This is a genomic window from Pseudarthrobacter sp. NPDC080039, from assembly GCF_040702335.1.
Taxonomy (GTDB): domain Bacteria; phylum Actinomycetota; class Actinomycetes; order Actinomycetales; family Micrococcaceae; genus Arthrobacter; species Arthrobacter enclensis_A.
Genome location: NZ_JBFBKY010000013.1, coordinates 55409 through 68768, shown reverse-complemented (window position 1 = coordinate 68768; position 13360 = coordinate 55409). Strand labels below are relative to the sequence as shown.

Genomic DNA, 13360 nt, shown 5'->3' with positions numbered 1-13360 from the left:
GTGCCTAGGCCGTGGCGGCAGGCTGCCTGCCAAGGTCTTCGGTGCGGGTACGGTATGTTTCCTTGACCCACACGGCTGTCACGAGGGCCGAGATGAGGCAGCATGCGGCGGTGAAAATGGCCACCGGAAGCCAGCCGACGGGGCCGGGCTGGACAATTCCCGCGGCAATGGCGGGCGCGAAGCCTGTCACCACCAGGCCCAGCTGGGATGCGGTGGCGGCCCCCGTGTAGCGGATCCTGGTTTCAAACATTTCCGCTGTCATGGACGGGCCCAGCGGGTTGACCATGCCGTAGCCCACCGTCATGAAGAGGATGGCGGTGGCAAAGATCAGCGGGACCGATCCGATGCTGATTGACCAGAAGAAGGCGAAGGCTGCCAGCGCACAGATGATGTTGCCTGTGATGAACACCGGTTTCCGTCCGCTCCGGTCCGCGAGGATGCCGGCGTAGGGCTGGACGACGATGCCTAGGGCGGCGGTGACGATGGTGACGGTGAGCATCACGGCGGCGGGAACTCCGAGCTTTCCGGCGTAGGCGAGGCCAAAAGCCGCAAACACCGAGGAGACGACGCTCCACAAGCCGAACAAGATCACCTTGAGGATGGTTGCCCAGTGGTCGCGAAGCACTACCTTGATGGGCAGCTCCCGCTGGCTTCCTGTTTCCTTGGCGGCTTCGAAGACTTCGGATTCGGGCAGGCGGAGGCGGATGTAAAGGCCGATGCCGACCACCAGCAGGCTGGCCAGGAACGGGAGCCGCCATCCCCAGGAAAGAAGTTCCTGCTCCGGAAGGAGTGACACGGCCAGGAAGGCGAGGGACGCGAGCATGATGCCTGCCACGGCGCCGGTATTGACCCAGCTGGCATAGAAGGCGCGCTTGTTGCTGGGGGCATGCTCCATGGTCATGGTCACGGCGCCAACGGATTCGCCGGCGGCCGATGCCCCCTGCACGGCCCTGAGGAAGACAAGCAGGACTGGCGCGGCGGCCCCGATGGCCGATGCCGGCGGCAGGCAGCCGATCAGGAACGTCGCGATGCCCATCAGGACGAGTGTCAGGACCAGCATCTGCCGCCTGCCAACGCGGTCACCAAAGTGTCCAATCACGGTTGCGGCAACGGGCCGCACAACATATCCGATACCGATGGTGGCCATGGAAAGCACCATGCCCAGTGACGGGTCGATGCCCGGGAAGAAGATCTTGTTGAAGATCAGGGCTGAGGCTGATCCGTAGATGAAGAAGTCGTAGTACTCAAGGGTGCTTCCGATGAAGCTGGCCATGGCGGCCCGGCGGGCGTTGGCGCTGCCTGCCTCCGCTGGTGTGGAAACTGGTGTGGCACTCGGGGACAACGGTGTCACCGGGCCGATGGGACCTGCGGTCATTGCGGATCTCCTGGAAAGTGATGATTCAGCAGGCGCCTGCTGGGGACTGTGCGTGCCGGCGCGGGATGTGGGCCGGATCACTGGGCTAAATGTTATGCGCTTATTAAGACGACCGTCAATAAATGTGCAAAGTAAATTTGCTGCGCCTTGTCCGCCTGCGAAGATGGGGTGTGACTTCTGAGCCGCATCCTTTCCCTGGCGGGCCCACCGAGCCCCGTGTTGCCGCCGAGGAAGTCAACTTCCCGCGCCCGTTGAAGGGCTCGGCGTCGCAGCACCTGGTGGTCACGATGCTGGCGGACTATTGGCGCGACTACACCGGCTGGCTGCCCTCCCGGCTGATTGTGTCCCTGGCCACGGCCCTGGGCCTCAGCTCTTCCGCTGCCTCAACAGCCCTCAGCCGGCTCGCAGGGCGCGCCGTCCTGGAACAGTCGAGTGCGGGGCGTGCTTCCCGCTACAGGTTCACTCCCGAGGCGAGGGCCCGCCTGGAAATCGGGGTGCGCCAGATCAGCGGCTTCGGCTCCGAGGACCGCCCCTGGGATGGCATGTGGACCGTGGTTGCCTTCAGTGTTCCGGAGCGCTCGCGCGAACTGCGCGAACTGCTGCGCAGCAGGCTCAAATGGCTGGGGTTCGCTCCCCTGTATGGGGCGGTGTGGGTTTCCGCGTGGGACACCGCGGACGATCTGGAGGATTCCTGCCGGCACCTGGGCGTGGAGAACTACGTCATCTTCCGCACTGCCGGGGAAGGGCTCCGCGGGCGGCCGCTGATCGAGGCCTGGGACTTGGACGAAGTGCGCCGGCAGTACACCCCCTTCATCAACGCCTACCGCCAGAAAGCGGAGGCCCTGGCCGGTGGACGCCTCCCGGGGGAAGAGGCTTTTCGGCTGAGGACCCAGGTGATGGACGCCTGGCGGGCATTCCCCTGGGAGGACCCCGGCCTCCCCCCGGAGCTGCTGCCCCGCGATTTCCCCTTGTTCGAGGCGCGCCGCATCCTTGTCGCCCTCTACAACCCGTTGCTGGAGGATGCCCGTTCCTTCGCGGAGGAGGAGGCTGCGAGGCTGGCGCCCGAGGTGGCCGGGCACAGCAGGGCCTTCGTGCTGAAGGGCTAAAGCCTCCCTGTCGGTGGGCCGCTTTTACCAGTCGTGGCTTGTTTTACCAGTCGTGGACGGTGCCGTCGACGAGGCGGTTGTAGGGCAGGTAGGCCTGCTGGTACGGGTAGGCTGCGGCGGCTTCTTCGTTGAATTCGACCCCGATGCCGGGCTTGTCGCCCGGGTGCAGGTACCCGTCCACAAAGGTCATGGACTGCTCGAAGACCTCGTTGGTCTTGTCCGAGTGCTGCATGTACTCCTGGATCCCGTAGTTATGGATCGCCAACCCCACATGCAGCTGCGCCGCGAACCCCACCGGGGAAATATCCGTCGGCCCATGGAACCCCGACTTGATCTGGTACTGCGCAGCGAAATCCATCACCTTCTTCAACGGCGAAATCCCGCCAAAATGCGTCGACGCCGCCCGGACGTAATCGATCAATTGTTCCTTGATCAGCGTCTGGTAATCCCACACGGTATTGAAGATCTCCCCGATCGCCAACGGCGTCGTGGTGTGCTGCCGGACCAGCCGCAAACCTTCCTGGTTCTCCGCCGGCGTACAGTCCTCCAACCAGAACAAGTCATACGGCTCCAACGCCTTGCCCAGCTTCGCCGCCTGGATCGGCGTCATCCGGTGATGCCCGTCATGCAGCAACGGGATCTCCGGACCAAACTCATTCCGCACCGCCTCAAACACCCCCGGCAGGTGCCGCAAATAAGCCCGCGTGTCCCAGTCCTCCTCCACCGGGAACGCACCCCGCCCGGCCGGCTCATAGTCATACCGCTCCCCCGACGCCTGCGCCTGCGCCGCAACCCCATACAACGCCTTGATCCCCGGCACCGCTGTCTGGATCCGGATCGACTTATACCCCAGTTCCAAATGCTCCCGCACCGAATCGAACAACGACTCAATATCCGCCCCCGAGGCGTGCCCGTACGCCCGCAACCCATTCCGCGACGCACCCCCCAGCAACTGATACACCGGCATCCCCGCCAGCTTGCCCTTGATATCCCACAACGCCATATCCACCGCAGCGATCGCCGCCATCGTCACCGGACCACGCCGCCAATACGCACTCCGGTACAGGAACTGCCACGTGTCCTCGATCCGGTGCGGATCCTTCCCGATCAGCAGCTGCGCCACATGCTCCTTCAAATACGCGGCAACAGCCAACTCACGCCCATTCAGCGTCGCATCACCAATACCCCTCACACCCTCGTCCGTGGTGATGGGACTGTAAGAAAAACGGTGTGTGAGGGTCCGGCCTGATCCGAAAGGAGACGGCCGTGTCAGAGTCTACGACCGAGATGACAGGGGTGATGATCGATCCTGTGACGGGAGAGATCATCGATCAGAAGGAGCTCGCGGAGCGGTTGCTCGCGCAGGCCAAGGAGCAGGGCGTGAGCCTGGTGGGCCCTGGCGGGCTGCTGAACCAGCTCACGAGGAATGTGCTGGAGACCGCGCTGGAAGCGGAGCTGACCGAGCACCTCGGGCACGAGCATGGCCAGACGCCGATCGCAGCCAACATGCGCAACGGCACCAGGTCAAAAACCGTGCTGACCGAGATCGGACCGGTCGAGATTGAGGTGCCCCGGGATCGGGACGGATCGTTCGAGCCGGTGATCGTGCCCAAGCGAAAACGACGTTTGGACGGGATCGACCAGATCGTCCTCTCGCTCTCTGCCCGGGGATTGACCACGGGGGAAATCGCCGCGCACTTCGAGGAGGTCTACGGGGCCAAGGTCTCCAAAGACACCATCAGCCGCATCACAGAAAAGGTTGTTGGCGAACTCACGGACTGGTCAGCCCGGCCGTTGGATCCGGTCTATCCGGTGCTCTTCGTGGACGCGATCGTGGTCAAGGTCCGTGACGGGCAGGTGCGCAACACCCCGTTCTATGTCGTCATGGGCGTCACCGTGAACGGGGAGCGGGAGATTCTGGGGATCTGGGCCGGCGACGGCGGCGAGGGTGCACGGTTCTGGCTGCAGGTGTTCGCCGAGCTGAAGAACCGCGGTGTCGAGGATGTGTTGATCGCCGTCTGTGACGGGCTCAAGGGCCTGCCGGAGGCGATCACGACCACGTGGGAGCGGACGGTCGTGCAGCAATGCATCGTGCACCTGATCCGCAACAGCTTCCGCTACGCCGGGCGCCAGCACCGCGACGGCATCGTCAAGGCACTCAAGCCCGTCTACACCGCCCCGTCCGAGCAAGCGGCGAAGGACAGGTTCGCTGAGTTCACCGCCGAATGGGGCCAGCGGTATCCGGCCATCGTGCGGCTCTGGGAAGCCTCGTGGGCCGAGTTCGTGCCGTTCCTTGAGTATGACGTGGAGATACGGAGGGTGATCTGCACGACGAACGCAATCGAGTCGATCAACGCCCGCTACCGGAGGGCGGTGAGGGCCCGCGGGCACTTCCCGAACGAGACCGCTGCCCTGAAATGCCTGTATCTGGTTACCAGGTCTCTTGATCCGACCGGCGGCGGCAGGGCACGCTGGGTCATGAGGTGGAAGCCTGCGCTGAACGCATTCGCGATTACCTTCGCCAGCCGGATCGAAAGAACCACTAACTAATGAAAACCGGCCGGACCCACACACCGTTTATCGGACAGTCCCGTGGTGATCCGCAAGGTCACGAAGTTGCGGGTGGGGCTGGTAACGAACACTTCGGCGGCAATGATCTTCATGGCTGGCTTTCGGGTCGGGTTGGTTGGGAGAGTGCGGAAGTTCGGGGAACGACGGCCTTAGGTCAGCGAAGGGTGCTGCCCCGGACGGCGTCGAGCAGGGCAAGTTCGTCGGGTCGGGGCAGCCCCTCCCAGTCGCCGCGGGTGCTGACGGCGAAGGCTCCGGCCAGGACGCCGCGGTGCAGGCGGCCCGGGACACCGTCGCCGTCGAGCAGTGCTGAAAGGTAGCCGGCGGTGAACGCGTCGCCTGCTCCGACGGTGTCCACACAGGTCACGGCGATGGCCGGGGCCTCAATGACGGCGTCAGCGGTGTACACCGCAGCGCCCGCTGCGCCGCGCTTCACCACCACTTCCCGGACTCCGGCCTCCAGCAGCCGGCTGGCAGCGGCAGCTTCGCCACCAGCAGCCCCTGCCGCCCCGTTACCCGCCTGGGGTGGGGCAATCAGGTCGAGTTCGTCGTCGGACGCAATGACAATGGTGGCGTGCCGCGCCAAAGGACCAAGCACCGACCGCGCCTGGTCCCGGGACCACAGCTTGCTGCGGTAGTTCACGTCGAGGCTGACCACCATCCCGTCACCGGCAGCCCGTTCGGCCGCGTACTCCACCGCGTCCCGCGCCTCCGCGCTGAGCGCCGCGGTGATGCCGGTCAGGTGCAGGATCCGGGCCCCGCAGTCCATGGCAGCCGCAACCTGGCTGCGTGCGATGGCGGCTCCGGCCGATCCGGCACGGTAGTAATAGGCCCTGCTGAGGTCTGCGGTTCGCTGTTCCAGGAACATCACGCCCGTGCTGCGCTCCGGGTGGACGCTGAGGTGCAGGTGGACGCCCTCGCCGCGCAATTGCTTCAGAATGAATTCACCGTGCGGATCCGCTCCCACGGAGCCGGCCCAGGACGCCGTGTGGCCAAGCCGTGCAACACCGATGGCAACGTTCGATTCCGCGCCGGCCACCTGCATGTTCAGTGTTCCGCCGGAGGCCAGCGGGCCGGTGGACCGGAGCGAGACCATGGACTCGCCGAAGGTCAGCAGGTCCACAGTCATGAAGGGGTCCCGGTACGGGCTGCGAATTCGGCAGCGAGGCCCAGGAAGCTCCGGGCCCGGTCCCGCATGTCCGTGAGGTCGCCGCCGGATGCTGCCTTGCCGAAGAGCGGACCACCGAGGCCGACGGCGATGGCCCCGGCTTCCCAGTACCCGGCGGCTTCATCGAGGCCCACGCCGCCCACGGCGATGAAGGGAATGTCCGGGAACGGATCGCGGACGGCTTTCAAATAGCCGGGGCCGCCGATGGATGCGGGGAAAAGCTTGATGGCGGTGGCGCCGCGCTCCATCGCCTCGTAGGCCTCGCTGGGGGTCAGCGCGCCCGCCAGGACCGGGATGCCGGCGCCGGCCGCCTCGCTGATGGACGGGGCCAGGGAGGGGGTCACGATGAACTGGCCGCCGGCAGCCGTGACGTGTTCGACGTCGGCCTGGCTCAGGACGGTGCCGGCGCCCACCAGGCAGCCGGCCGGGGCAGCCGCACGGACTTCGCGGATTGCCTCCAGCGCGTTGGGCGTGGTGAGCGCGATCTCCACGTACCGGAAGCCTTCCTCCATCGCGGCCAGCGCGGCCTTGGCGGCAGCACCGCCGGCGTTCCCGCGGACGATGCCCACAAGCCGGGCCTGCCTGATGCCGTCCAGGAGGCCGGCCGGGGTGACAGCTGAATTCGGGGATGTCATGGGGTTCACCATTCTGCGAAGGATCCGTCGGGGTGGCGCCACACCGGTCCGCGCCAGGCATGGCCGCGCTTGTCCGCTGCACGGACCACGGCCTCGTCGATGTCGACGCCGAGCCCGGGCCCGGTGAGCCGCTCGATGTGGCCGTTCACGAATTTGAAAGGCGTCTTGTCAACCACGTAGTCCAGGACTTCAGCGCCCTGGTTGTAGTGGATCCCGATGCTCTGTTCCTGGATGAGGAAGTTCGGCGTGGCAAAGCCGACCTGCAGGCAGGCCGCGAGCGCCAGGGGGCCGAGCGGGCAGTGCGGGGCGAGCTGGACTTCGTAGACCTCGGCCAGTGCGGCGATCTTGCGCACCTCGGTGATGCCGCCGGCATGCGAGAGGTCCGGCTGGGCCACGGCGATGCCTGCCTGCAGTGCAGGGAGGAACTCCTGCCGGCTGTAGAGCCGCTCCCCCGTGGATACGGGAGTGGTGGTGGATGAGGTAAATTCCCGCAGCAGGTGGGTGTTTTCCGGAACCACCGGCTCTTCGAGGAAGAAGGGCCGGAACGGCTCCAGCAGCGGCGCTACCCGCCTGGCGTTGGCCAGGCTGAACCGGCCGTGGAAGTCCACTGCCACGTCCCGGTGGTCGCCCAGCACTTGGCGGGCCGCGGCGACACGGCGGATGACGCCGTCGATCTCCGCCACCGAGGCCACCGGGCTCATCTTGCCGCTGGCGTTCATTTTGACCGCGGTGAGCCCCACTTCCAGCTGGGCGCTGATCTGGTCGGCCACCTCGTTCGGTTCGTCGCCGCCCACCCAGCCGTACATCCGGATGCGGTCGCGGACATGGCCGCCAAGGAGCTGGTGCACGGGGGTGTTGAAGTGCTTGCCCGCGATGTCCCACAGCGCCTGGTCCAGGCCCGAGACGGCGCTGGCCAGGATGGGGCCGCCGCGGTAGAAGGACCCCTTGGTCATGACCTGCCAGTGGTCTTCGATCCGGAGGGCGTCCCTGCCGACGAGCAGTTCGGAAAGTTGTCCGACGGCGGCGCGCACCGTCTCGCTGCGGCCCTCGCAGGTTGCCTCGCCCCACCCCACGATGCCGCTTTCGGTTTCGACCCGCACAAAGAGCCAGCGGGGTGGAACGAGGAATGTTTCGATCCGGCTGATGACGGTCACGCGGTGGTTCCTAACCCTTGGTGGCGCCGGCGGTCAGGCCGGAGACGATGTACTTCTGCGTGAAGAGCGCAATGATCATGATGGGGATGGTCACGACGGTTGCCGCCGCCATCAGGCCGCCCCAGTCGATGCTGGCGTAGGAGACGAAGTCGAAGATCGCCACCGGCAGGGTCTTGGTCTTCGCCCCGGAGAGCACCAGCGCGAACATGAAGTTGTTCCACGAGAAGATAAAGGACAGGATTCCGGCGGTTGCGATGCCGGAAACGGCCAGCGGAAGCGTGATCAGCCGGAACGCGCCGATGGGCGTGAGGCCGTCCACTTCCGCCGATTCCTCGAGCTCCAGGGGCAGCGAGTCGAAGTAGCTCATCATGATGTACACGATCAGCGGCAGCGCCACGAACATGTGGCTGAGGATCAGGACTTCGAACTTGCCCACCATCCGCAGGTTGGAGAAGACGTAGTACCAGGGCACCAGGAGCGAAACCCCGGGGATGACGCGGGCCATGAGGACCACCAGCGCGGAGCGGTGCATGGTGAACCGGCTCATCGCGTATGCGGCAGGGACGCCCAGGACGATGGACAGCGCGGTGGAGACGAACGCCACCCAGAAGCTGTTGACCACGAAGACGAAGTAGTTGTTGCGCTGCAGCACGTTGGCGTAGTTCTCGAAGGTGGGCGAGAACACGAAGGCCTTGGCGGTGTCGTAGATGTCCACGTTGGTCTTCAGCGAGGCCAGGAGCATCCAGAACAGCGGTGCCAGCAGGAACAGCACCACCACGATGAGCGCCACCACCCGGAAGACCTTGTAGGCGCGGGTGCCCAGGGGCTTGCGGCGGCGCGGGGCCCTGTTGATGGTGGGTGCGGGGGAATCTGTCATGACGGTCATTTGCTTACCGCTTTCTTGCGCATGGTGAGCAGCCACATGGAGCCGATGATGATCATGAAGAACAGGATCAGCACCGCGGAGGAGAGCCCGTACTGGTTGTAGTCGAAGCTCAGGCCGTAGGCGTAGACGTTCAGCGTCTCCACTTCGTGGAAGGAGCCGCCGCCCTTGCCCTTGGTGGCGTAGAGGATGTCGAAGGTCTTCAGGGCATCGATGCCGCGCAGCAGGATGGCCACGATCACGGTGGGCATCATGAGCGGCAGGGTGATGTAGAAGAACCGCTGGAAGGCGTTGGCGCCGTCCACGCGGGCGGCCTCGTCCGGTTCGTCGGACAGCGAGGTCAGGCCGGCCAGGAGGATCAGGACAACCATGGGAGTCCACTGCCATACGTCCATGAAGATGGTGGTGCCCAGGGCGGTGTCCTGTCCGGAGAGCCACGGCTGGGGCGGGATGCCCACCATGCCCAGGAGCTGGTTGGCGAAGCCAATGTTGGGATCGAAGATCAGGCGCCACATCATGCCGACGGCGACGGGGGTGGCCACCAGCGGCAGCAGGATGGCAACGCGGACCCACTTTTCGCCCCGGAAGGGCCGCCACAGGAGCAGCGCGACGCCCATTCCCAGCACCACTTCAAAGGCCAGCGCGACGCCGGTGAAGGAGAGGGTGCGTCCCACGGCAGGCCAGAAACGCTCGGTGTCACTGAGGACCGTGAGGTAGTTCTGCAGCCCGATGAACTCGGTCGCGGCCCGGACAGAGCCCTGGGAATCGGTGAGGCTGAGGTACAGGGTCCAGGCGAGGGGGAAGACGATCAGGACGCCGACAAAGATCATGGCCGGCGCGGCGAACAGCCACTTGCGGTGCCGGTTGGCCCAGGCGGAAAAGCTGCCCCCGGAACGGGCGGGGCCACCGGTCCGGCGGGTGCCGGCGCTGCGGGGCGGGTTCAATACAGACATGGTTCACCTAAGGAGTTTGGGGGTGAAGTGGGCCGCGCCGGGACGGCCGTGGAGCCGTCCCGGCGCGGGATGTGGCGCATGGGGCGCCTGTCGCCTACTTCTTTTCGCTGTCCAGGAAGCTCTGGAAAGCGGTCTGGGCGTCGTTGGCAGCGGCGGCAGGGTCCGATCCGGTGATGGTGGACACGATCGGAGCTCCCACGATTTCGCGTGCCTTGCCTACCGTGACAACCTCAGGGCGGTCATGGCCCACGCCGTTCTTGGCGCTGGTGGAAATCGCGTCCGCGAGGTCCTTCGGGTAGGTGGAGGTTGCGTCGGGGTTGGCCCAAACGGATGTGCGCGGGCCGGGGACGCCTGCCTTCTGGGCTTCCAGCGTGCGCTCCTTGCTGGTTGCCCACTGGATGAACTTCCAGGCGTTCTCCTGGTTGCTGGAGTTCTGGTTCACGCCGAGGGCCCAGGAAGGGATGTTGTACGGTTTGGAACCGGCCGGGCCGGCGGGCAGCGGGGCGAAGCCCACCTTGTCAGCCACCTTGGACTTGGCGGGGTCGGTGGCGTTCTTGTAGAGCGAATCAGCCTCGGTGTAGAAGGCCGCGCCGCCCTGGGTGAAGATGGCCATTGCCTCCGGCCAGCTCATGTCGGTGCTGACGTTGGCGGGGCCGTAGTTGCGGATCAAACCGCCGTAGAAGGAGTAGGCCTTCTTGGCTGCATCGGTGTTGACGGAAGCCTTGCCGTTGGAGTCGACGAAGTCACCGCCGAAGCTGTACAGGAAGCTGGAAAACTGGGTAACTGCGGCAGATTTGTTGGTGCGGGCCACAAAGCCGGCGGTGCCCGGGTTCGATGCCTTGATGGTCTTCGCCGCCGCTTCCAGTTCATCCATGGTCTTGGGGACCTGGAGCCCTGCGGCCTGCAGCAGGTCCTTGCGGTAGTACAGGACCTCGCGCTCGGTGATGATCGGAACGCCAACCACCTTGCCGTCAGCGGTGGTGGCCTTGACCGGGCCCTCCTGGTAGTCCTTCCAGTCCCAGTTGGGGTCCGCGGAGACATTCTTGGTCAGGTCGGCGAGGTAGCCGTTCTTGGCGAAGGCCTTGCCTTCCTGCAGCGGGCGGTACATCATCACGTCGATTTCATCGCTGCCTGCGTTGAGTTTGACGTTGTACTGGTCCGAAAGCTGGTCCTCGCCCAGCTGGGTGAGCTCAACCTTCAGGCCCGTGGACTTTTCGAACTCCGGGATGGCGGCCTTGATGCCGTCGGTCCAGACATGGTTGGCCAGGGTAACGCGGACAGTCCCGGACTGCTTCGCCTGGTCGCTGCCACCTCCGCCGCCACCGCAGGCGGTCAGCCCCAGCGACATGGCCGCGGCCACTGCCGCGTACTTCACAATCGAACGCCGCTTCATTACGACTCCCTTTGCCTTCAGGGCCCGCAAACTTCGCGGGCCGGATGCAAACGCCTCTTTACGTCTGCTGTGTTCTGCGAGCATAAACAAATAAGGCAGACATATACAAGGGCTTGCGGTAGCCCCATATGATTTATTCATGACAATCCCAAAGGCGGCATTGGCCCCGGACCTGCACTCGTCGCTGGTCGAGAACCTGGGGCTCGCCATTGCCGAGGGAACGCTGGCACCCAATTCCATCCTGCGGCTGGATGAGCTGGAGGCGCAGCACAAGGTGTCCCGCTCCGTAATCCGGGAAGCCACCCGGGTCCTCTCCTCCATGGGGATGCTTGAGTCCCGCCGGCGCCTGGGAACAGTGGTCCGGCCTGAGGCAAGCTGGAACCTCTACGACCCCCAGGTGATCCGGTGGCGGCTGGCATCGGCCAAGCGGCTCGAGCAGCTGCGGGCCTTGAATGAACTGCGCGGGGCCATCGAGCCACAGGCTGCCCGCCTCGCAGCCGAACGCGCCTCCCTGGACCAGGCCAGCGACCTCGTGTCCATGGCCGCGCGGCTGTGGGCCGCCGGGCAACGGGGGGACCAGGATGAATTCCTGCGCCTGGACATCGAGTTCCACGCCGCAGTCCTCAACGCCTCCGGCAATCTGATGTTTTCGCAGCTCCATAAACTCGTGGCCGAAGTGCTGGCGGGCCGCACCCAGCACGGCCTGATGCCCCATCTTCCGGACCATGAGGCACTGCAGATGCATGTGGACGTGGCCAGCGCCATCCAACACCGTGATGCCGGCGCCGCCCACGCGGCCATGAGCCGGATCGTGGAGCAGTCCACGGAGGAAATGGGCGACATCTGGTCAAGCAGCCACGCGTCGGATACGGATGGCGGCCCGTCGGAGGGCGTCACCGCAGGCACATAGCGCGGAGGAACCCGCTACCCCGCCGGCGCCGGGGCCTTCCGTGCGAATGAACGGGCAGCACCTGAGCCAGCCGCGGCGCTTGCCCCGATGGTGATGAGGGCACCCAGGATCAAGGCCGAGGCTTCACCCGGCTTCAGCAGATCCGTCTGGGACCCGATGGCGGCCGCCGCAACCGGCACGCCCAGCTGGGAGGCCGAAAGCACCGCGAGCGGGAGCGGTTGGCCGAGCAGGCGCAGGCTTCCGTGGACCAGGAGGGTCCCCGCTCCAAGGCAAATGCCGAGAAGCACCATTCCTGGAGTGCCGGCGAGCGCGCGGAGGTCCAGCGATGCGCCGAGCCAGACGAAGAACACAGGCCCGAGGAAACCATCACTGACCGCGAAGAGCTGGTGCGCCAGGCGCCGGGGCTCACCCACTGCCGCCACCACCAGTCCAAACGAGAACCCGGCGAGCATGACCGACACGTGCCCTGCAACGGCGATGCCGGAAAGCGCGAAGAGCAAGGCAAGCTGGATGCGCAGTTCCAGGGCGAACTTCCGTTCCTCGGACACGTCATGCACCCGCCCGCGGGTGCCGCTGCGCTCCAGCCACCGGAGCCCGAAGAACAACACCACGGAACATGCCGCGACGGCGGCCGCCCCTGCTGCTGCCCTCGGAGCGTTGGGCGGGTCCACGGCCAGCGGAAGGGCCACAATGCAGGCGATGTCCGCCACCGCCACCTGTGCCGTCGTCGTAAGGACTTTCGGTCCCTCCAAGCGCAGGGAGTCGACAATCGGCAGGACCAGTGCCGCTGACGAGGATGCCAGCAGGACGACGTAGAGCGGGGCATGTCCGGTGCTGAAGACAAACGCAATGATGGTTCCTACGGCGGCCGCAAGGGCCGCGGCGATGGCAGCACGCAAAGCGCCGCCGCCCAGCGCTGGTCGGATGGCACGGTCCCGTACCGGCACATGCGTTCCGGCGACGAACATGATGAGGGCGAATCCCACGTCGGCGACGAACGTGAACGTCGGATCTGCGGAATCCACCAGCCCCAGGCCGGTCCGTCCGATGGCGATGCCGGCCAGCAGTTGCCCGAGCACCATGGGAAGGTGCCATGTCCGGGGGAATGCCAGCAAAGGTCCGAGGAGCGCGACGGCGGCGATCAGGGAAAGCTGGAAGAACGACACCTGCCTCCTTTTTGCCGGCGCCCGGCGGACGGCTGGTGCGGCCACAGTA

Annotated in this window: 11 protein-coding genes and 1 pseudogene; 3 read left to right on the top strand and 9 right to left on the bottom strand. The window is 65.7% G+C overall.

What is annotated here, in order from left to right:
- Nucleotides 1–4 precede the first annotated feature (4 nt).
- Complete coding sequence (locus AB0313_RS14555) at nt 5–1375, bottom strand: MFS transporter (RefSeq protein WP_366306305.1); 1371 nt, start codon at nt 1373–1375, stop codon at nt 5–7.
- Nucleotides 1376–1545: 170 nt separating this feature from the next.
- Between AB0313_RS14555 and AB0313_RS14550 the strand changes: the two genes are divergently transcribed.
- Complete coding sequence (locus tag AB0313_RS14550) at nt 1546–2481, top strand: PaaX family transcriptional regulator C-terminal domain-containing protein (RefSeq protein ID WP_366306303.1); 936 nt, start codon at nt 1546–1548, stop codon at nt 2479–2481.
- A gap of 43 nt (nt 2482–2524) precedes the next feature.
- On the opposite strand, the pseudogene manD reads toward AB0313_RS14550, so the two are convergent.
- Nucleotides 2525–3691, bottom strand: a pseudogene (manD, locus tag AB0313_RS14545) (D-mannonate dehydratase ManD); the annotation flags it as partial.
- An 89-nt stretch (nt 3692–3780) separates the two neighbouring features.
- Here manD and AB0313_RS14540 point away from each other — a divergent pair.
- A complete protein-coding gene (locus AB0313_RS14540; protein WP_366306370.1) occupies nt 3781–5031 on the top strand; it encodes an IS256 family transposase in 1251 nt (416 codons plus the stop codon).
- Nucleotides 5032–5206: 175 nt separating this feature from the next.
- Here the strand turns inward: AB0313_RS14540 and AB0313_RS14535 are convergent, their stop codons facing one another.
- The 6 genes from AB0313_RS14535 to AB0313_RS14510 all read right to left on the bottom strand — a co-directional run bounded on the left by AB0313_RS14535 (nt 5207) and on the right by AB0313_RS14510 (nt 11235).
- On the bottom strand, nt 5207–6178 hold the full coding sequence (locus AB0313_RS14535) for a sugar kinase (RefSeq protein WP_366306301.1): 972 nt from the start codon (nt 6176–6178) through the stop codon (nt 5207–5209).
- Nucleotides 6175–6852: a bifunctional 4-hydroxy-2-oxoglutarate aldolase/2-dehydro-3-deoxy-phosphogluconate aldolase gene (locus tag AB0313_RS14530; protein WP_366306299.1), complete on the bottom strand. Its 678-nt coding sequence runs from the start codon at nt 6850–6852 to the stop codon at nt 6175–6177. Before AB0313_RS14530 ends, AB0313_RS14535 begins: the two co-directional genes overlap by 4 nt.
- Nucleotides 6853–6857: 5 nt before the next feature.
- The gene (gene dgoD / locus AB0313_RS14525; RefSeq protein ID WP_141944311.1) at nt 6858–8006 is read right to left on the bottom strand and encodes a galactonate dehydratase; all 1149 of its coding nucleotides are present in this window, start codon (nt 8004–8006) and stop codon (nt 6858–6860) included.
- Between the two features lie 10 nt (nt 8007–8016).
- Entirely contained in the window at nt 8017–8892 is an 876-nt protein-coding gene (locus tag AB0313_RS14520; RefSeq protein WP_366306297.1) for a carbohydrate ABC transporter permease, read from the bottom strand.
- Nucleotides 8889–9842 (bottom strand): sugar ABC transporter permease, encoded by a 954-nt coding sequence (locus AB0313_RS14515; RefSeq protein ID WP_141944315.1) that lies wholly within the window; start codon nt 9840–9842, stop codon nt 8889–8891. Before AB0313_RS14515 ends, AB0313_RS14520 begins: the two co-directional genes overlap by 4 nt.
- A gap of 94 nt (nt 9843–9936) precedes the next feature.
- Complete coding sequence (locus tag AB0313_RS14510; RefSeq protein WP_141944317.1) at nt 9937–11235, bottom strand: sugar ABC transporter substrate-binding protein; 1299 nt, start codon at nt 11233–11235, stop codon at nt 9937–9939.
- Nucleotides 11236–11374: 139 nt separating this feature from the next.
- On the opposite strand from AB0313_RS14510, the gene AB0313_RS14505 reads away from it, so the two are divergent.
- Complete coding sequence (locus tag AB0313_RS14505) at nt 11375–12145, top strand: FCD domain-containing protein (protein WP_141944319.1); 771 nt, start codon at nt 11375–11377, stop codon at nt 12143–12145.
- Nucleotides 12146–12159: 14 nt separating this feature from the next.
- Here the strand turns inward: AB0313_RS14505 and AB0313_RS14500 are convergent, their stop codons facing one another.
- Entirely contained in the window at nt 12160–13311 is a 1152-nt protein-coding gene (locus tag AB0313_RS14500; protein ID WP_366306368.1) for a cation:proton antiporter, read from the bottom strand.
- Nucleotides 13312–13360: the final 49 nt, after the last annotated feature.

What these genes read in the sequence shown, in the direction of transcription:
- AB0313_RS14555 (WP_366306305.1), bottom strand. Translation starts at nt 1,375, where the DNA reads ATGACCGCAGGTCCCATCGGCCCGGTGACACCGTTGTCCCCGAGTGCC.
- AB0313_RS14540 (WP_366306370.1), top strand. Translation starts at nt 3,781, where the DNA reads ATGATCGATCCTGTGACGGGAGAGATCATCGATCAGAAGGAGCTCGCG.
- AB0313_RS14535 (WP_366306301.1), bottom strand. Translation starts at nt 6,178, where the DNA reads ATGACTGTGGACCTGCTGACCTTCGGCGAGTCCATGGTCTCGCTCCGG.
- AB0313_RS14530 (WP_366306299.1), bottom strand. Translation starts at nt 6,852, where the DNA reads ATGACATCCCCGAATTCAGCTGTCACCCCGGCCGGCCTCCTGGACGGC.
- AB0313_RS14520 (WP_366306297.1), bottom strand. Translation starts at nt 8,892, where the DNA reads ATGACCGTCATGACAGATTCCCCCGCACCCACCATCAACAGGGCCCCG.
- AB0313_RS14515 (WP_141944315.1), bottom strand. Translation starts at nt 9,842, where the DNA reads ATGTCTGTATTGAACCCGCCCCGCAGCGCCGGCACCCGCCGGACCGGT.
- AB0313_RS14510 (WP_141944317.1), bottom strand. Translation starts at nt 11,235, where the DNA reads ATGAAGCGGCGTTCGATTGTGAAGTACGCGGCAGTGGCCGCGGCCATG.
- AB0313_RS14505 (WP_141944319.1), top strand. Translation starts at nt 11,375, where the DNA reads ATGACAATCCCAAAGGCGGCATTGGCCCCGGACCTGCACTCGTCGCTG.